General features: G+C 60.8%; 13 protein-coding genes. 7 read left to right on the top strand and 6 right to left on the bottom strand.

The annotated features are described in order from the left end of the window. Positions 1-271: 271 nt before the first annotated feature. From AYK65_RS21480 to AYK65_RS21465, 4 genes are read right to left on the bottom strand one after another with little or no spacing between them, the layout of a single operon-like run. Positions 272-1,510, bottom strand: a complete 1,239-nt coding sequence (locus AYK65_RS21480; protein ID WP_081160548.1) for a flavin-containing monooxygenase — start codon at positions 1,508-1,510, stop codon at positions 272-274. 47 nt (positions 1,511-1,557) lie between these two features. Continuing rightward, positions 1,558-2,805, bottom strand: a complete 1,248-nt coding sequence (locus tag AYK65_RS21475) for an adenylate/guanylate cyclase domain-containing protein (RefSeq protein ID WP_081160545.1) — start codon at positions 2,803-2,805, stop codon at positions 1,558-1,560. Further along, the gene (locus AYK65_RS21470) at positions 2,802-3,191 is read right to left on the bottom strand and encodes a response regulator (protein WP_026617446.1); all 390 of its coding nucleotides are present in this window, start codon (positions 3,189-3,191) and stop codon (positions 2,802-2,804) included. The genes AYK65_RS21475 and AYK65_RS21470 overlap by 4 nt, the downstream gene beginning before the upstream one ends. Beyond that, positions 3,191-6,238 carry a GAF domain-containing protein gene (locus AYK65_RS21465; protein WP_046119124.1) on the bottom strand — a complete coding sequence of 1,016 codons (3,048 nt, stop codon included), beginning with the start codon at positions 6,236-6,238 and terminating at the stop codon, positions 3,191-3,193. The genes AYK65_RS21470 and AYK65_RS21465 overlap by 1 nt, the downstream gene beginning before the upstream one ends. Before the next feature lie 437 nt (positions 6,239-6,675). On the opposite strand from AYK65_RS21465, the gene AYK65_RS21460 reads away from it, so the two are divergent. Then, positions 6,676-8,895, top strand: coding sequence for an adenylate/guanylate cyclase domain-containing protein (locus AYK65_RS21460; RefSeq protein WP_081160542.1), 2,220 nt, complete (start codon positions 6,676-6,678; stop codon positions 8,893-8,895). Between the two features lie 229 nt (positions 8,896-9,124). Here the strand turns inward: AYK65_RS21460 and AYK65_RS21455 are convergent, their stop codons facing one another. Then, positions 9,125-9,364 (bottom strand): YjiS-like domain-containing protein, encoded by a 240-nt coding sequence (locus tag AYK65_RS21455; RefSeq protein WP_081160539.1) that lies wholly within the window; start codon positions 9,362-9,364, stop codon positions 9,125-9,127. A 170-nt stretch (positions 9,365-9,534) separates the two neighbouring features. On the opposite strand from AYK65_RS21455, the gene AYK65_RS21450 reads away from it, so the two are divergent. Beyond that, positions 9,535-11,535 carry a BTAD domain-containing putative transcriptional regulator gene (locus AYK65_RS21450; protein ID WP_081160535.1) on the top strand — a complete coding sequence of 667 codons (2,001 nt, stop codon included), beginning with the start codon at positions 9,535-9,537 and terminating at the stop codon, positions 11,533-11,535. A gap of 275 nt (positions 11,536-11,810) precedes the next feature. On the opposite strand, the gene AYK65_RS21440 is transcribed toward AYK65_RS21450, so the two are convergent. Further along, positions 11,811-12,443: a GntR family transcriptional regulator gene (locus AYK65_RS21440; protein WP_026617538.1), complete on the bottom strand. Its 633-nt coding sequence runs from the start codon at positions 12,441-12,443 to the stop codon at positions 11,811-11,813. 216 nt (positions 12,444-12,659) lie between these two features. On the opposite strand from AYK65_RS21440, the gene AYK65_RS21435 reads away from it, so the two are divergent. The 5 genes from AYK65_RS21435 (at position 12,660) to AYK65_RS21415 (ending at position 18,215) form a co-directional block, all read left to right on the top strand. Next, positions 12,660-14,084, top strand: coding sequence for a M20 family metallopeptidase (locus AYK65_RS21435; RefSeq protein WP_081160529.1), 1,425 nt, complete (start codon positions 12,660-12,662; stop codon positions 14,082-14,084). Beyond that, positions 14,077-15,768: a M28 family peptidase gene (locus AYK65_RS21430; RefSeq protein ID WP_046119129.1), complete on the top strand. Its 1,692-nt coding sequence runs from the start codon at positions 14,077-14,079 to the stop codon at positions 15,766-15,768. Before AYK65_RS21435 ends, AYK65_RS21430 begins: the two co-directional genes overlap by 8 nt. 66 nt (positions 15,769-15,834) lie before the next feature. Beyond that, the gene (locus AYK65_RS21425; protein WP_034886010.1) at positions 15,835-16,680 is read left to right on the top strand and encodes a transporter substrate-binding domain-containing protein; all 846 of its coding nucleotides are present in this window, start codon (positions 15,835-15,837) and stop codon (positions 16,678-16,680) included. Between the two features lie 111 nt (positions 16,681-16,791). After that, entirely contained in the window at positions 16,792-17,511 is a 720-nt protein-coding gene (locus AYK65_RS21420; protein ID WP_081160527.1) for an ABC transporter permease, read from the top strand. Next, a complete protein-coding gene (locus AYK65_RS21415; RefSeq protein ID WP_046119131.1) occupies positions 17,511-18,215 on the top strand; it encodes an ABC transporter permease in 705 nt (234 codons plus the stop codon). The genes AYK65_RS21420 and AYK65_RS21415 overlap by 1 nt, the downstream gene beginning before the upstream one ends. Positions 18,216-18,224: the final 9 nt, after the last annotated feature.

Raw genomic sequence — 18,224 nt, 5'->3', positions numbered from 1 at the left:
GCTGGCGCCGAAATGCTTGAAGGCGTTGGTTTTGGAAATCTTCTCAAGCCCGCAAATGCAGGCATAGCATCTACCGGCCGCCTGACGAGCAATTTGACCATTTTGCCCGCGGAAGTATGTCGTCGGCATCCTTCCGCATTGCCTCGATCGGGCGCGAGGATGACAACCAAAACTGCGAGTCCATCTTGTCAGCAAGATCGCTCGTAGCTTAACGCCGTATAAACGTTGAACACAATGCCGCGCCGGAAGCGCCGGCTACCCGCTCGTTCGCTTAGTCGATGTCGCCTGCTCTCTTTGCCAGGTGGTTGGCGAGCCGGGCTGCCTCTTCAGCAACTCCAGGTATGGTGCCCGACTTTCGCGTCGATGCGAAATCAAGCCCGGTGAAATAAAGGCCGGGGATGATCCCGATCCCGTCTCTGTGGACCGGTTGGCCGACTGCGTCGAGCGCACCGTTTAGACGCACCCATCGGAAATTACCTTTGAAGCCGGTGCACCAAATCACCGAACGAATGCCGATCGTCGCCCAGTCGATTGAGCGGATCGGTGGATCAGGTAGTCTTGCGGCAATCGTCTCGGCAGGGTCTTCCTCTGGTGGAGGGGCCTCAAGGCCTGCCCTCGCGATGTACCGATCAAGAAAGCGCTTGACCTCGGCTGAGCTGTCGTCGGCAAAGCGAATGTGCTCCACCACCTCCTCGCCGAACTGAAGAGTGCCATTTTCGACGCCTATAAAGCGCCCGAGCAATACGACGCCCTGAGCACTCAGCGATTGCAGACTGATTGTGTGAGTGGCACCAAGCAAGGCCCGAGGCGGCAATTTCCCTGAGGGTAGAACGAGGGTTTCGCGCTTCACGTCCAGAAAACCCGAGAGGGTCATCCAATTGAAAATGTCGCCGCCGCGGTATCGGCGCACCAGGCGGCCGGCGCGGCTGGTCGCCAAAAAGACCGAGCGCCCGGCGAGCACCAGATCCTCGGCAATCTGTCCGCCCGATTGGCCGCTGCCGACCACCAGAATCGCACCATCGTCGAGTTCGGCCGCATTGCGGTATGTAGAGGAATCCAGTTGGCGAATCGCCGGCGGCAATTCAGCCGACCAAGACGGCCGCGCCGGACAATTGAGATTACCAGTGGCGATCACAACATTGCGCGCCCTGAGTGTACCGTGGAGCGTCGCCACGAGATAGAGCCCGTTGTCTCTCGTCAGCTCCCGGACGGGGGTCTGGGTTCTCACCGGCAAGCGGTGCCGCTTGGCGTAGCTCTCGAGATAGGCGACGAACTCATGCTGCGTACTCGCACCCCAAGGATCCGGCCCGTCAAAGGAATCGCCGGGAAGCACAGAGCGTATTTTTGGTGAATTCAGCCGAAACGAGTCCCACCGCTGCGTGCGCCATGTCTCGCCGATCCGATCTCGTTCAAGTACCAGATGATTGTAGGCCTGCTGTGTTAGGAAGTAGCTCACGCCGAGCCCGGCTGAGCCGGCGCCTATCACAATGGCATCAAGGATCCCGCTCATACCCCCCCCGGTCGTGAATGACCAATCCGTCGCTGGACCTCCGACTATCACAGCGTGATTACTGCGCTCGTGTCACCATTCAGCAGTCGCTTCAGGTGAAAGCTGGCAAGCCGGTCCTCCGGGTCACGGCCAACCAGGGCGGCAAATGAAGCAACTGCATGGTAATCGCCAGCCTCCAGCTCTTCGAAAGCCTTTAAGTACGCCTGTGCTTCTCCGCTGGCGCATTTTTCAGCATTAAGCGGCTCGAAAGCGCGGATGGGCTCGCTCCGGCCCCTAAGCAGGAGTTCACCGACTGGGCGGCCGCAGAAGTCCTGCGCCTTGGCAGCGATAGCGCCGCTCACGCAAACTCGAGAGCCCAACGTCTTGTTGGCTGCTTGCAAGCGAGCGGCAATATTGATGGTATCGCCATAGGCGCTGTAGTCGAAAAATCTTCCTCCGCCGAAATTGCCGACGACAGCGCTTCCGGCATGCGCGCCAATCCGGGTGTGGCCGATCTCTATTCCCTTTTCTCTCCAGTACTCGCGGAAGGAGCACGCGAAGGCGTCGAGTTCGAGCGAGCAGGCGACTGCGCGCCTAGCATGGTCCGGTTGATCGGTCGGAGCTCCGAAAAGAACATGGAGTGCGTCGCCGATTATCTTTGCCACGGTTCCCTCATGGGAGAACACGATGTCGGTCATGCCCACAATGTAGTCATTGAGGAGCGGTCCGAGCACGTTTGGTTCGATCGCCTCCACCAGCGTGGTGAAGCCGGTCAAGTCGGTAAAGAGTGAAGCTACCTGCCGTCGCGCGCCGCCGAGTTCGAGGGCATCGGCACTGCTTGCCAGACGATCGGCGAGGTTGGGTGAGAAGTAACGCGAAAGAGACGCACGCGCCTGCTCGGCCGCCGCTTGCCGGCGCTGCACCTCGCGCATGGTCTCCACGTGTTGGATCGTCTTGGCGATTGTCGCTTCCAGATCTGGAAAATCGATCGGCTTTGTCACGAAGTCATAGGCCCCGCGGTTCATCGCGGTCCGGATGTTTGCCATGTCACTGTAGGCGGACACAATGATCGTGGAGAGGCTCTCGCCCCTCTCCCGAAGCTTCGATAACAGTGACAGGCCGTCCATGCGCGGCATGTTAATATCGCTCAGCACCACGTCCACGTCTTCGTGGTCAGCAAGTACTGTCAACGCCTCAACGCCGTCGCGGGCAAAATGAAAACGCAACGCGCCGTCGCGGATCTTTCGCCGGAACTTCTGGACGAGAAGGATCTCCAAATCCGGCTCATCGTCCACAACGAGAATGCTGATGCTCATGTAAGACGCCCAATGCGCGTGTCGATTTCTTCTCTGAGTGCCGCGAAGTCGATTGGCTTAGTCAGCAGTGCTTCGGCGCCACCTCTTAGGGCTTCCTGTCTCGTCTGCGGATCGCCATACGCGGTTATCATGATCACCGGCACATCCGGCCGTATGCTGCGGGCCTTTGGCAGCAACTCAAGTCCGCTCATGCCCGGCATGTTGATATCCGACAGGATGAGAATGAGTGTGACGTCCCTCGCATCGGCGATCCGCTCGAGGGCAGTTGGCGCTGATTGCGCGAACTCCATTAGAAACCGTCCGCTGCGCAAATCGCGGCGGAACTGTTGTCGGAAAAGTTGCTCAATGTCCGGTTCGTCGTCGACTACCAAGATTAGGAGGCTCATCATCCGCCCTCCGGGGTTGCGATGCCGACGGCATTCCGCGGCAGCTGAATACGAAACTCTGTGTAGCGACCGAGTTCCGTTTCAACCTCTATCGAACCGCCGTGCTGTTTGACGATGATATCGTGGCTGAGGGACAGTCCGAGTCCGGTCCCCTCGCCAGCAGGCTTGGTTGTGAAGAAGGGATTGAACATCTTCTCCCTCACATCGGCCGGGATTCCAGGGCCGTTGTCGCGGATTATGATCTCTACACTGTCGCCAAGATTCCTGGTGATCGCGGCCAGAGTCGGCTCGTAGCCGTCACCGGTCTCGCAGGCCGCGCGGTGGCTCGTTGCGTAAAAACCGTTCGAGATGAGGTTGAGAAGAACGCGGGTGATCTCTTGGGGGTAAAGGTCAACTTCTCCGGCGTCCGGAGCGAAGGATTTTTGCAGGGTTATATTGAATCCCTGCTTTTCGGCACGGGCACCATGATAGGCAAGATTGAGGCTCTCTTCGACGAGAGCGTTGATATCGGCTGGCCGGTGCTCACCCGTTCCCTGCCGCGAATGCAGGAGCATGTTCTTGACGATCGAGTCGGCACGAATTCCGTGCTGAACAATCTTCTTGAGATTGCCTCTGAGCATTGCAGCGAGCTCGTCAATCTCTTTGCGCACCGCGCCTTCCGTCACTGTTCTGTCGAGCGCGTGATGCAGGTCCTCGATCAATTCAACCGAGATCGCCGAGAAGTTGTTGACGAAGTTCAGCGGGTTTTTGATTTCGTGGGCAATGCCAGCGGTCAGTTGACCGAGTGAAGCAAGTTTCTCCGTCTGGATCAATCTGTCCTGGGCAGTTCTCAGTTCCTTGAGTGAGCGTGACAGCTCCTCGGTTCGGTCTTGCAACTCCTGAAAGAGGCGAACGTTTTCAATTGCGATGACCGCCTGGTCGGCGAAGGTTGACGCCAACTCGATCTGCTTATCGGTGAATGGCCGCACAGTGGAGCGGGTCAGTGCGAGTACGCCGATCGGGGTGCCTTCACGCAGGAGCGGCACCCCGAGCACGGTTCGAAACCCGCCAAGCCTTTGCCCTTCGAGCAGCTCGTATTCCGGATCATCGAGAACGTCGGCGACCTGAACCGGCCGGACCTCAAGTAGCGTCCGCCCAACTATGGTGCCGCGCCCGGGCTCCAGCGGCAAAGCCCGAAGATATTGGCCGAATTCTTGTGAAAAGCCGTAGCTGGCGACAGGATAATGAGCGTCACCCATCGGCCGGGTCATCGTCGCCATGTCCGCGTCGCAGAGGCGGGCAGCCGACGATACTAGGGTGTCCAAAACCCCTTGCAGGTCGAATGCGGAACGGCTGATAAGCTTCAGTACGTCAGCCGTCGCGGTCTGCTGTTCCAGCGCCTCGGCCAGTTCGGCGGTCCGCGCGTTCACTTCTTCGAATAGCCGCACGTTCTCGATGGCTATGACCGCTTGGTCGGCAAAGGTCTGAAGCAGGTCAATCTGCTTTTCGGTGAATGGCTTTACTTCTGTCCGACGGATGACGAGTCCGCCTATTGCTTCCTGCTGCCGCAGCAGGGGTGCCGCCAAAATAGTGCGATGACCCATCCTGACGGCCATGCTGTGGCCGTCAGGATATTCGTCGGCCTCTGCGGTCAGGTCGGGCACATGAAACGGCTTTCGGTCCAGGACTGCCCGCCCCGTGACCCAGTTTCGTGACACCGGCCAACCAGTGAAATCGATCGGTATCGGCCCGTGATGTGCCCTCAGATAGAGTGTCTCTCCATCCTTCAGGAAAATAGCCGCATCATAAGCCTCGCAAAGCCGCACGGCCGATTCGACAAGCGTATCGAGAACGGCCTGGAGATCGAAGGCTGACCGACTGATGACCTTGAGGACATCCGCTGTTGCCGTCTGCTGCTGTAGCGATTCCTTCAGCTCGAGATTCCGTTTCTCCAAATCGGTGAATAGCCGAACATTCTCGATCGCTATGGCGGCCTGTTCTGCGAAGGTCTTGAGGAGTTCGACTTGGCGATCTGGGAATACTCCTGGTTGCGTCCGCGCCACAACAATGCTTCCGATCGGATTTCCTTCGCGCATGATCGGGACCGCCACCAGACTGCGGTAGTTCGCCCCTTGGGCGCTCAGGGTCTTGTGGGCTCGATATTCGGAATCCACGACGCGATCGGATATCTGCTCTACAGATCGGCTAAGGATTGAACGTCCGGCCGCACTGCCTCGATCAGGTGGGGCCGGAAACATTGCACGCACGGCTTCGACGCCTTCCGACTCCAGCCTGTGATATGCCACAAAGTGCAGCAGTTCGCCATCATAGCGGAATACGTGACAGAACTGTGCGCCGCAAAGTCGGGCGGCGCTAAGGGCGATCGCGTCGAACACCGGCTGCACGTCGGTGGGCGAAGTCGAGATGACGCGCAGGATTTCGCTCGTTGAAGTCTGCTGCTCGAGCGCCTCTGTGAGCTCTCGATTGCGCCCCTTCGCCTCGTCGAACAGCCGGACGTTCTCGATGGCGATCACCGCCTGATCGGCGAATGTTCGCAGGAGCTCGACCTGCCGCTCGGGAAAGGATCCGACGACGCTTCGAGTGACGGCGATCGATCCGATCGGGTGTCCGTTCCGCAAGAGCGGCACGCCAATGGCACTGCGGTAAGCCACGATTTTGGCGAGAGGGAGCATCTTATAATCAGGGTCGGCAAAAACATCGGGGATCTGCTCGACGACGCCGCTGATAAAGGCTCGGCCCGTGACATTGCCTCTATTTGGTTGCTGCGGAAACTTGGCTCGAACCGCTTCGATTCCCTCGCGCGAAATGCCGTGATAAGCGACCGGATGTAAAAGCTCTCCGTCGAACCGAAATACGAAGCAGAATTCTGCCGCGCATAGACTTGCTGCGCTCTCCGCTATAGCGTCGAACACCGGCTGCACGTCGTCCGGCGAGGTTGAGATCACACGCAGGATCTTGCTCGTCGCGGCCTGCCTTTCGTTCGCTTCGGCGAGCTCGCGCTTCAGTAGATTTACTTGACGTCTGAAGCTAAGGCCCGAGACCTCCATGTCCGCCCCCTCGGCTCTCCAGCAACGAGCTCAGCGAGGAACCCCCAACGGTCCACCGATCGGCATTCCAGCAATCAGCAATCAACTTCCGCAGAACAAAGAGCATACCCTATCTGACCAGCGGTGACGAGAATTAGCTCATGCTTGTGTTTAAGCTTAGCCTAGGTGTTTGAACGCGGCATTTGTTTTCCAGGAATGGGAGGATGCACAATAGGGGCAGGTTCTTCACGTTCTCGCAGTTCAGTTCAGTCCCTTAAATTTGTGCTCTCGAGTTGGAGACGTTGTTGTTTCTCGGTGCCGTAGTAGTTCATTTCCCCGTCGCATTTTGTCCTGATCGGGCCTGGAGTGACTCACGACTTTCCTCCCACCGCAGACTGGGACGCGAACGCTAACTATCCTATAATTGCACAGATGCTGTTTTGCACCGGAAGCATCCCATGCAGCGGAAGCTCGCAGCAGTTCTGGCCGCTGACGTTGTTGGCTACAGCCGTCTCATGGAGGTCGACGAGGCGGATACGGTAGTGCGGCTCGGAACCACCCGCGAGAACATGATCGACCCGAAAATTGCCGCCCACAATGGCCGGGTGGTCAAGCTGATGGGCGATGGCGAACTGATCGAGTTTCCCAGTGTGGTTGACGCCGTACGGTGCGCCGTCGAAATCCAGCAAGCGATGGCCGAGTGCAACGAGGAGCTACCGGCTGAGAAGCGGCTCGAGTTTCGGATCGGCGTCAACCTTGGTGACGTCATCGTCGAGGGACAGGATATCTACGGCGACGGCGTGAACGTCGCGGCAAGGCTCGAAGAACTGGCCGATCCGGGAGGCGTCCTGATTTCGGGAACGGCGTACGATCAAGTCGAGAGGAAACTGGACTACGGCTTCGATTTTCTGGGTGAGCGCCAAGTCAAGAACATCGAAAAGCCGGTCCGCCTCTATCGGATTCGCCTGGGCGATCATCCCCGAACCACGGCCGCCTGGACGCGGGGCAAATCCTATCGTTCACGGGTCTGGCTGTCGGCCGCCGCAGCAGCTCTGGTGCTGGCAGTCGGAAGCGCGGTCTTCGGGATCTACTCCCGAGCACCGTCGGTTGAGCTGGCCTCGAGGGCACGGATGGAATTTCCTTTGCCAGACAGGCCATCGATTGCGGTCATGCCATTCACCGACATGTCCGGCGATGATGCGCAGCAGCATTTTGCCGAGGGTATGACGGACAGCTTGATCACCGACCTATCGAAGAGTGCCGGTCTCTTCGTCGTCGCCCGGAACTCGACATTCGCATATCAGGGCAGGCAAGTGACGGTCCGCCAGGTCGCCGAAGAGCTGGGTGTGCGATACGTTCTCGAGGGCAGCGTTCAACGGGCGAGAGATCAGCTCCGCGTCAATGCGCAACTGGTTGACGCATTCTCGGGAGGGCATGTGTGGGCCGACCGCTTCGACGGCAATGTTGCCGATATTTTCGGCGTTCAGGACACATTCGTAACCAAGATTGTCGAGGCGCTGAAAGTCAATCTGACGGGAGCAGAGAGGATGGAGATCGCCCGCGGCAGGACGGACAGCCTCCGGGCGAAAGAGGCATTCGACGAGGGGTGGAGCCTTTATCTTCGTTTCAATGCCAAGGACAACGCGGCGGCCGTCGCGCCGCTAAGGAGAGCAATTCAACTCGATCCCGAGTATGGACGCGCACATGCGGCGCTCGCTTTGGTCTACTCCAGAGTCGAAGACTACGCCTGGCACGAGGAGATCGTCTTCAGAGTCGATGAATGGGGTTGGAACCAGCAATTTGGAGCATCTCCGTGGATGGTCGTGCGCCAAGGTCAGCTGCACCTGGAAAACGCCATGAAATACCCTACGGCTCTCGGATATACGGCCCAAGCGCTCGCCCATCTGCGTTTCGGCCGGGCAGAAGATGCACGCCGCGAAGCCGGCCGGGCGATTGAACTCGCTCCTAACGATCCTGAAGCGCAAATCGCCATGGCTTGGGCGCTGACGACTTCAGGAAAGCCGAGAGACGCTCTGGATTTCGTTCGGAAAGCGCTTCGCCTCAATCCGAACTTCCCAAGCCATTACGTTCTTGCACATGGGGTTGCGCTTTTTGCCGCAAGCGATCTGGAGCAGGCGGCGGATGTCTTCGACCAGGGAGCCAAGAAGAACCCGAACGCAACCGCTCTGATGCCGCCGTTCGCATCCGTGCTTGTTGGCCTCGGTCGCCGGGATGAGGCAAGGCGCAGTCTGCTGACTTGGCGGCCGGGTACAAATCAGGCGGCTCTCGAAGACCTGGCCCGCGATTACAAATTCCCCATTCGATGGGCACCTGAATACAGAGCGGTGCGGGAGCGTTTGCTCGACGGTATCCGTGCAGCCGCCCTGCCACTGGATGTGACAGTTTCGAGCCTCACAGCCGAACTGAAGCGGGACGATCCCGCTAGTAGGCGGATTGCCGCGAAGCGTCTGGGTTGGCTCGGACCGTCGGCAGCGGAAGCCGTCTCCGCGCTGGTCATGCTCCTCGCAGACAGCAGTGTCCGCGAGGAGGCCGTGCAATCGTTGAGGAAGATTGGACCTGGGGCCAAGGCTGCGGTTCCCGCGTTGGTAGAAATGGAGAACGATAATTTCATCGGCGGCCACGCCAAGGAAGCGTTGAAGGAAATAAGGGGCTACTGATGGCACTCCCCTGGCAGAGCTCACAAAACCTTGCTCGCTTTACCCTCGAAGTTCCGGCCTGAGCCATCACCGGAAATTCCAGTTGGCTTCGACGAGCGCATGCTTCGGGTCGATTTTTGATGTTCGACACCGTCGCAGTTGGGGCACAACGGAAGCTCGAACGCAGAACGTTTAGGGCCGTTCCCGGCGCCCCATTGCAAGCAGAGTTGCGCCTGAGTCCGCGTCACCCTTATCGCATCGACATCAGATTCGTGATCAAGCCGGCCTTAATGATGAGCTTGGGTCGAGGGGCCTCTGAATAGCCGATATCGTCCAACTGATCGGATGTCAGGTCTTCCATCGCCCTGCGCATTGCAATGGTCCGCCGCCATGCCGTGAAGGCAGCCACGATTGTTGCTAACCTTTTCAGTGCTGCGAGCAGCCGCCGGTCCGATGCTCGATTTTCCGTGCGGGTTTCCGTGTAAGACATTCTTGCTCTCCCGTTGCAGGCTACGGTCGGAGCTTGTCACACGGGCGATTTGCGGCTGTTCAGCCAGGCGTGAACCACTGCGGAAAGCTCGACAGCAGGGCGTTAAATCGGCGTTATATCTGCCCGCGAAAATGCTATTCTTTGGCGCAATCGAAATATGAGGGCGGGATGTGCACATCCGATTGCTGGGGGGTCTTGAAGTAACTTCCGGGGAGGGCCAGTCCGTCCGTTTCGCGACGCGCAAGGCCACACTTCTCTTCGCCGCTCTGGTCCTGGCAGGTCGGCGCGGCCACCATCGCGAGCTGCTTTCCGAAGGATTTTGGCCGGGACGCGGCGATGCGCAGGCACGCAACAGCCTGCGCCAAGCCCTTGCCGACATCAGGCGGTGGTTTCCAGCAGTCGACAATGCCGTCGTTTCGGTCGAGGGAGATCAGGATACAGTCGCGCTGGTGGCCGGTCCGGACGAAGCGGATATCTGGCTGTTCGAGCGAAAGCTCGCTGAAGGTGGGACGGCGGACTTGGCCTTCGCCGCTGAGCTCTACCGCGGTGATCTCCTTGCGGGCGTAGCCATTCCCGACGGACTGGATGAATGGTTCGGACCGTATCAAAGCAGATATCGGCAGAAAGCCCTGCAGTTGGTGGAACGATTGAGCCTTGCACTGTCCGATTCTGGATCCGAGGCCGAAGCGGCTTGCGAGCGGCTTGCGGAAACGCTACTCGCCTCGGACCCGACCGCCGAGCCGGCTCATCGGGCGTTGATGCGAATCCACGCTGTCAGAGGTCACGAAAACGCCGCCTTGCGCCAGTTCGAGTTCTGCCGCGCGCTGCTCAAGAAGCATCTCGACTTGGAACCAGAGGCACAGACGAACTCCCTGGCGGCGTCAATGCAATTGCGGGAAGGGGTCAGCTACCGCCAGACGGCGTCGACGCACAATATCGCGCCGCAATCGCAGCCCATCCACGCGCCGGCGAGACCGCATGACCAGCCGTCGGTGGCGGTGATGCCCTTCGACAATCTTGGTGCGGCGGACGACGAGTATTTTGCGGACGGCGTTGTAGAGGAGATCACTGCCGCGCTCTCGCGCGTTCGCGACTTCTTTGTGATCGCCCGCCAGTCTGCCTTCACCTACAAGCGACGCTTCGTCGACGTGCGTGAGGTTGGCAGGGAACTCGGTGTCAGCTATGTGGTCGAGGGCACCGTTCGGAGGGGTGGCGACCGGCTGCGCATTTCCGTGCAACTGATCGATACCGAGACGCGGACACAATTGTGGTCCGAGCGCTACGAGGGCGCGGTCGAGGACATTTTTGAGTTCCAGGACAGGATTGCGGCGCAGGTGGCCGGCGCCATACATCCAGCCATCCGAGGTGCGGAAATCGAGTTGGCCAAGCGCAAGCCGCCGACCATCCTGAGGGCCTACGACTTCGTCATGCGAGCCTACCCGCACCTTTGGGGCCGCCGCAAGGATGCTAACGACCATGCGCTCGAACTACTGCGCAAAGCGATTGCCATCGATCCGACCTATGGCCGCGCGCACGCACTCGAGGCCTGGTGTCACGCTGTAAATGCCTCATATCTATGGACTAAGCAACCAGAACTTGAGTTGGAAAGGGCGCTCGAGGCGGTTGAGGCTGCGGGTTCGATCAGCAATGATCCGACGGCATTGACTGCCGCCGGTGCGGCATTGAGCATTTGCGGCGACCAGGAGCGCGCTAGGATTTTCATCGAGCAGGCGCTGGCCCTTGATCCAAACAATGCATGGGCATGGACGCGCTTAGGTTGGATTGCGATCTACAGGGACGACGCCGTTCAGGCGACGGAATGGTTCCGGCGGGCGATGATGCTTAGTCCGATCGATCCTCTCGCATTCAACATGAGAATAGGATTGGCCGCCTCTATGGCCGTGGCCGGTTCTCTTTCCCAGGCTATTGCTATCGCCCGTGAACTCGTTGCCAGCCATCCGGACGTCATAATGTTGTATCGTTTCCTTGCCACCTGGTCTGCTATGAACGGGGATATTGAGACCGCCCGCTGGGCCGCTCGGAAGCTGTTGGCGGCCCAGCCGGACTTCACGATCGAGAAGTTTCGCTCGCTGCCCATGTTTCGCCACATGGCGCGATGGGCAGACAAGGTGGCCGAAGCCTTGAGGCTGGCGGGAGTGCCCGAACACTGATCAAATGCAACATCGGAAGACCGTTCTTGGGCGGGAAGGCGCCCTTCGGGCAGAGGGCGCCGACGTCAGAGATGGGTCGAAGGGAGCCGTTCGTCACGAGCCCTGTGCACGGCGTGTTGCGAGGATGTTCACGTTCTGGGCAAAAAAACCGCATAATGTATCATCGGGAACAGCCTTGTTTGCGGGCGCCGGCATGCCGGATGATGATCTACCCACGACGAATGCGACAAAACCTTCCGGTTCGCCTCGCCGATTTCGGTCGATTTGCGGGTCCGTCAATTCTGGCGAATGTGGCGCGTGATCGCGTCTCTTAGGGCTGCCGCATCGCCGGCGGCGATGGCGTCGATCATCTCGTGGTGCTCGCGTGAGGATTGTTCGATGCGTGCTCGCGTCTTCCATTGCGCTACCGGGGCCGAGGAGGTGCGCTGGCGGATCTCGGTGACGAGATTGACGAGTTCCTCGTTTCCGCAGAGTGAAAGCAGCCGGTGGTGAAAGGCGAGGTTGGCCTCATAGAGTTGGATCGGCGTTCCCTCGAGGATCATGCGGTCGAAGCGGGAGGCGAGACTGCGCAGTGCCTGGATGTCCAAAGAGGACGCGTTCGCTACGACCTTGTCCGCCACGCCGGTCTCCAGCAGGACGCGTATCTCGCTGATTTCCGTAGCCTGGCGGCCATCCGGTTCGAAGACGTGGTAACCGCGATTTGGCACGTGCTCGACAAGCCGCCGCTGGGCAAGGCGATCGAGCGCGCGGCGCACTTCCGGTCGGGTGCACTGATAGCGCCGTTCGAGATCGATCTGCTTCAGCCATGATCCGGGTGCGAGCACGCCGGTCTGGATATCATTCAGTATAAGGTCCGTGACGTCGACCGCCGTGGCGTCGTTCTCTCCCCGCGGTTTCAGCTTGTTCATGTGCCCTCCTTCGGCTCTTCGACCATTCTGCCACTCCATGCGGCCGCTCTCCAAGGTGCGGACGTCGTGAAGCCGTGGAAAATGGTCGAGAGAGGTGTGCTCACGCTGTCTTCCACACGCTCGTCACGAAACGCACCGATGTCACTTGCGCATCTCGAAATGTTACCATAAATTGGCGCCAATTTTGGCTAACATTGTTGCGGATGCCAGTAAACGATGAAAAATTCTGATGCCGTGTGGGACCTCGTCGAACGGAAGCGGGAGTTGTTCTTTTCCTTAAGCGACCGCGTATGGGATACGCCTGAAACCAATTACGAGGAATACCGCTCGTCGGCCGAGCACGCCGCCATGCTGGGTTCGGAAGGCTTCCGTGTCTCAAAGGGGATTGCGGGGATGCCGACGGCGCTGATGGGGGAAGCGGGAGAGGCCGGTCCGGTCATCGCCATTCTCGGCGAGTTTGACGCACTGCCGGGCCTCAGCCAACAGTCAGGCATCGCTGTGGAGCGGCCGCTGGTTGCGGGCGGCAACGGCCATGGCTGCGGGCACAATCTGCTTGGTGCAGGTTCGATGATGGCGGCGACCGCCGTCAAGGATTATCTCGAAGCCAACGGCATTAAGGGACGGATCCGCTATTACGGCTGTCCGGCGGAAGAGGGCGGTTCGTCCAAGGGCTTCATGGTACGCGCCGGCGTCTTTGACGATGTGGACATTGCCATTTCCTGGCATCCGGCGCCCTTTGCCGGCGTCAACAATCCGATCTCGCTCGCCTGCAACGAGATCAACTTCCACTTCGGCGGCCGCGCTTCGCATGCCTCCGCTTCACCGCATCTCGGCCGCAGCGCGCTCGATGCGGTGGAGCTGATGAATGTCGGCGTGAACTACCTGCGCGAGCACATTCCTTCGACCGCCCGCATGCACTATGCCGTGACCGACACTGGCGGCAATGCGCCGAACGTCGTGCAGGCCCGCGCGACGGTGCGCTATCTGATCCGGGCGCGCAGCCTGCCGGAACTGCTCGATCTGCTCGCGCGCGTCAAGAATGTAGCCGAAGGCGCGGCGCTGATGACGGGAACGACCGTGCGCAGCGAAATCGTCAGCGGCGACGCCAATCTCATCGGCAACACGCCTTTGGAAGCGCTGATGCATTCGCATCTCGAGCGGTTGGGACCGCCCGTCTTTGACGACACCGACCGAGAAACCGCCGCGAAATTCCAGGAGACCTTCAGCGCCGACGACATCGCCGCCTCCTTCGAACGCTTCGGACTAAAGCTGCGTAAAGGTGTGGCGCTGTGCGACACGATCTTCCTGCCGGAGAGCGGCAATGGCACGCTTGTCGGCTCGACCGACGTCGGCACGGTGAGCTGGGTCGTGCCGACCGTCCAGATGCGCGGCGCCACCTACGCGATCGGAACGCCCGGGCACTCGTGGCAGCTCGTGGCCCAGGGCAAGCTGCCGGCCGCCCACAAGGGCATGGAGCACGCGGCAAAGGTCATGGCGAGCACCGCGCTCGAGCTGATCCTTAGGCCGGAGCTCATCGCCGCCGCCAAGGCCGATCATGCGGCGCGGCTCGATGGCACGGCCTTCGTCAATCCGATCCCGGCCGATGTCGACCCGCCGCTACCGGAGAGGCGCGATGGATAGCTTCCCGCTTCAACCGGATTGCGACCGCCTGGCCTGCCATATCGAGGAATTCGGCAGGCGCATCAAGCTTTCGGGAACGCCCGAGGAACTGGAGAGCTTCCGTTATCTCGAGCGCGAGATGGCGTCCTACGGCTACCGCACGGAGCTTCTCGCCCACGACGCCTATATCAGCCTTCCGGGACGTGCGCGCGTCGAGGCAAACGGCGAAAGCCTGCCCTGCATCACGCATTCGATGTCGGCCTCAACGTCCGGCGAGGGCATCAGCGCGTCCGTCGTCTATGTCGGCGAGGGAGGCGAGACGGCGTTCGCAAAAGCCGACGTCAAGGGCAGCATCGTGCTTGTCGACGGGATCGCAACAGAAGAAGTTGCCGCGCTAGCCAGCGCATACGGCGCCTTCGGCCAACTTCATGTCAGCCCGAACGAACATCTCTACGAGATGTGTGTTTCGCCTGTCTGGGGCAGCCCCTCGCATTACACGCGATCGATGCTTCCGACCACCGTCGTCTGTTCGATCACCCGCGACGACGGCGCGAGGCTGCGGGCCCAATGCCTGGCGGGAGCGGATGTGCGGGTCTCGCTGTGGGCTCAGGTGGACACCGGCTGGCGAAAGACGCCGATCCTCGTCGCCGAATTGCCGGCGGAAGAGGAAACGGATGACGAGGCGCCCTTCGTGCTGCTTTCGGGTCATCACGATACCTGGCACTTCGGCGTGATGGACAATGGTGGCGCCAATGCGACCATGCTTGAGGCGGCACGGCTGCTGGCCGAGCGGCGCAGTCTGTGGAAACGGGGCGTACGGCTCTGCTTCTGGTCTGGCCACTCGCATGGCCGCTATTCGGGATCGGCCTGGTACGCGGACGAATATTGGGACGAGCTCGAGCGGCGCTGCGTCGCCCATGTCAACGTCGATTCGACGGGTGGCGCTGGGGCGAGCGTGCTTACTAATTCGGCCGTAATAGACGAGCTGAAATCCGTCGCCGCTGAGGCGGTCGAAGCCGTCAGCGGTCAACCGCATGCCGGCCGCCGTCACGGCCGGGCCGCAGATCAGTCCTTTTGGGGTATCGGCATACCGTCGATGTTCGGTAGCCTCAGCCACCAGCCACCCGGCCCGGTCAAGATGCTGACCGCACTCGGCTGGTGGTGGCATACGCCACACGACACGGCGGAACACATCGACCTCGACAATCTGCGGCGCGACACATCGATCGTGCTTCGCGTGCTGTGGCGTCTGCTGACCGCTCCCGTGCTGCCGCTCAACTACGCCGCCTTCGCAACCTCGATGAGGGAAGAACTCCTCGGCATTCAGGGCCGGCTCGGCGACCGGATGGACATAGCGAACCTTATCGCCCGCCTTGATGCGCTCGAAGCGGCGGCGCAGGCGGTGAACGCGGTGGCAAACCGCGTCGAGTGTGATGTGGCGCGAGCGATCAACCGCGCTCTGATGCGCGCCTCGCGTCTGCTCGTGCCGCTCAACTATACGAGCGGAAATCGATTCAGCCACGACAGCGCCCTGCCGCACCCGGCCTGGCCAGCGCTCGAAGGCCTGCGCGAACTCGCGAAGGTGCCGCAAGGCTCACCCGATCTGCCGTTCTACGCGGTGCACGCCAGACAGAGCCGGAACCTTGTCGCCCATGCATTGCGCGAAGCGCAACGAGCGCTGGCAGCCGCCGCTGAGGCGCGGTGAGGGCGCACCCGATCATCAGCAAACCGGCCACAAAAAGAAGGCCGGCAACAACGAAGGGAACAGAAAATGAAGCGAAGCAGATTTGTTGCAGCCGTGCTTATGGCCGCTCTTTCGTTCAGCGCGTCGGCCGTTGTCGCAAAGGACTGGACCCACGTCCGGGTTGGCATCGAAGGCGCTTTCCCGCCGTGGAACGCGCTTGACTCCAAGGGTGAGCTTACGGGTTTCGATGTCGATCTCATCGAGGATCTCTGCACGCGCGCCAAGGTGGAGTGCGAGCTCATGACCGGCGAGTGGACGAGCCTCATCCCCAGCCTCAATGCCGGCAAGTTCGACCTGATCATGACGCTCGGGATCAATGAAAAGCGCAAGCAGGTCGTCGATTTCACTGTCCCCTATGCGAGCGGCGTCGCGACCTTCCTGATCGCCAAGGACGGGCCGGTGCCGGAGCTGCCGATGACCGGTAAAAGACTCAATCTCAACGACAAGGGAAAGGCCGATCCGGTCATGAAGACGATCGGCGAGAGCCTCTCCGGCAAAACGGTCGGCGTGGTGCAGGCCACGAGTCAGGAGCAGCTCATCAAGGCTTATTTCGGCGATGCCGTCACGGTGCGCACCTACAAGAGCTCCGGCGAGCGCGACCTCGATCTGAAGGCCGGCCGGATCGACGCCGGCTTCGATAGCGGCGTCTACGGAACGTCGATTCTCGCCAAACCCGGCAATGAGGATCTCGCCATGACCGGGCCGCTCGTCAAGGGAGCGATGCTGGCGACCGAGGTCGCCATGGGCATGCGCAAGGGCGAGACGGAGTTGAAGGAGAAGTTCGATGCCGCCATCAAGTCGGCCGCGGCCGATGGGGTTATTCGATCGCTTTCCGAGAAATGGAGCAAGCTCGACCTGACCCCGTCCTTCTAACAGAGACGAGGCGGGCGGGCGCTCCTTAAGAGCCCGCCCCCCGCACAGCGGATAGCCAGTCATGAACAGCCACGTAATCGCCGAGCGCTCTGGAAGAGGAACATCCTCCTCATGAACAGCCCCGCCTTCTTCGACATCATCAGTTTCGGGCCTGACGGCTGGGGCCATGCGCTCGCCGCCGGCGCGTGGATGACGGTCCTCATTGCGCTCGCAGGCTTTGCGATCGGCAGCCTCATCGGCATCTTCGGTGCCTGGGCGAAGATATCCGGCGGTCCGGTCCCGCGCGTGATCGCCGAGGCCTATACGACCATCCTGCGCGGCATACCCGACCTGCTTGTCATCTACCTCTTCTATTTCGGGGGTAGCGCGGTCGTGACGGCGGTCGGTCAATTCTTCGGGGCCGAGGGCTTCGTCAGCTTTCCGGGCTTCGTCGCCGGCGCGCTTGCCGTCGGCGTGACCTCGGGCGCGCAGCAGACCGAAGTCTTCCGCGGCGCGTTTCGCGCGGTTCATCCGGGCGAGCTCGAGGCGGCGACGGCCTGCGGCATGGGGCGGGTGCTCAAATTCCGCCGTATCACCGCGCCGCTGACGCTGCGCCACGCGCTACCGGGGCTCGGCAATGTCTGGCAGGTGGTACTGAAGGAATCCGCACTCGTTTCGGTCACCGGCGTGGTCGAGTTGTTGCGCCAGGCGCAGATCGGCGCCGGATCGACCAGCCTGCCGTTCGATTTCTATTTCATCGCCGCGATGATCTATCTCGCGATCTCCACCGTTTCGGGCGCCTTCCTCAATGCCTCGGAACGCTGGTTTTCGCGCGGCGTCAGGAGGGGTTGATGGATATCGCCTTTGCCTCCGAAACCCTGATGAGCCTGCTTTCAGCACTGCCGCTGACGCTCGAGCTCGCCGTGACGGCAATCGCGTTCGGCTCGGTTCTGGCTCTCGCTCTAGCGCTTGCGCGTCTGTCAGGCATGCTCGTGCTGGACTGGTTGGCACGCAGCTATGTGTTCGTCTTTCGCGGAACCCCGCTGCTCGTCCAGATCTTCCTGATCTATTATGGCCTCAGCCAGTTCGCCGCCGTGCGTCACAGCATCTTTTGGCCGGTGCTGCGCGAGCCCTATTGGTGCGCGGCGCTGGCGCTGATGCTGAACACGGCGGCCTATGCCAGCGAAATCATCCGCGGCGGCCTGCTGTCGGTGCCGCACGGCCAGGTCGAGGCGGCGCGCGCCTGCGGCATGCCCCGCTTCATGATCTTCCGCCGCATCGTCATGCCGCTCGCCATCCGACAGGCGCTGCCCGGCTACGGCAACGAGATGATGTCGATGGTCAAGGCGACATCGCTCGCCTCGATTATCACGCTGATGGAGATCACCGGCGTCGCGGCCCGGATCATTTCGGAGAGCTACCGGGTGATCGAGGTTTTCGTCGTCGCCGGAGCGATCTACCTCGCCATCAATTTCCTTTTGACCCGGCTCATCGCCTTCGTCGAGTACCGGCTGACTCCGCATCAGCGCCAGCCGCTGGCGATCCACGCGAACTGAAGGGAGAAG

The sequence above is a fragment of the Ensifer aridi genome (assembly GCF_002078505.1).
In the GTDB taxonomy this organism is placed as follows: domain Bacteria; phylum Pseudomonadota; class Alphaproteobacteria; order Rhizobiales; family Rhizobiaceae; genus Sinorhizobium; species Sinorhizobium aridi.
This window is presented reverse-complemented; position numbering and strand designations above follow the sequence as displayed.

Bases quoted from the DNA above. Each gene is read 5' to 3' on its own strand.
- AYK65_RS21415 (WP_046119131.1), top strand. From the start codon at position 17,511: ATGGATATCGCCTTTGCCTCCGAAACCCTGATGAGCCTGCTTTCAGCA.
- AYK65_RS21480 (WP_081160548.1), bottom strand. From the start codon at position 1,510: ATGAGCGGGATCCTTGATGCCATTGTGATAGGCGCCGGCTCAGCCGGG.
- AYK65_RS21425 (WP_034886010.1), top strand. From the start codon at position 15,835: ATGAAGCGAAGCAGATTTGTTGCAGCCGTGCTTATGGCCGCTCTTTCG.
- AYK65_RS21470 (WP_026617446.1), bottom strand. From the start codon at position 3,191: ATGAGCCTCCTAATCTTGGTAGTCGACGACGAACCGGACATTGAGCAA.
- AYK65_RS21455 (WP_081160539.1), bottom strand. From the start codon at position 9,364: ATGTCTTACACGGAAACCCGCACGGAAAATCGAGCATCGGACCGGCGG.
- AYK65_RS21465 (WP_046119124.1), bottom strand. From the start codon at position 6,238: ATGGAGGTCTCGGGCCTTAGCTTCAGACGTCAAGTAAATCTACTGAAG.
- AYK65_RS21475 (WP_081160545.1), bottom strand. From the start codon at position 2,805: ATGAGCATCAGCATTCTCGTTGTGGACGATGAGCCGGATTTGGAGATC.
- AYK65_RS21460 (WP_081160542.1), top strand. From the start codon at position 6,676: ATGCAGCGGAAGCTCGCAGCAGTTCTGGCCGCTGACGTTGTTGGCTAC.
- AYK65_RS21430 (WP_046119129.1), top strand. From the start codon at position 14,077: ATGGATAGCTTCCCGCTTCAACCGGATTGCGACCGCCTGGCCTGCCAT.
- AYK65_RS21440 (WP_026617538.1), bottom strand. From the start codon at position 12,443: ATGAACAAGCTGAAACCGCGGGGAGAGAACGACGCCACGGCGGTCGAC.
- AYK65_RS21420 (WP_081160527.1), top strand. From the start codon at position 16,792: ATGAACAGCCCCGCCTTCTTCGACATCATCAGTTTCGGGCCTGACGGC.
- AYK65_RS21435 (WP_081160529.1), top strand. From the start codon at position 12,660: ATGAAAAATTCTGATGCCGTGTGGGACCTCGTCGAACGGAAGCGGGAG.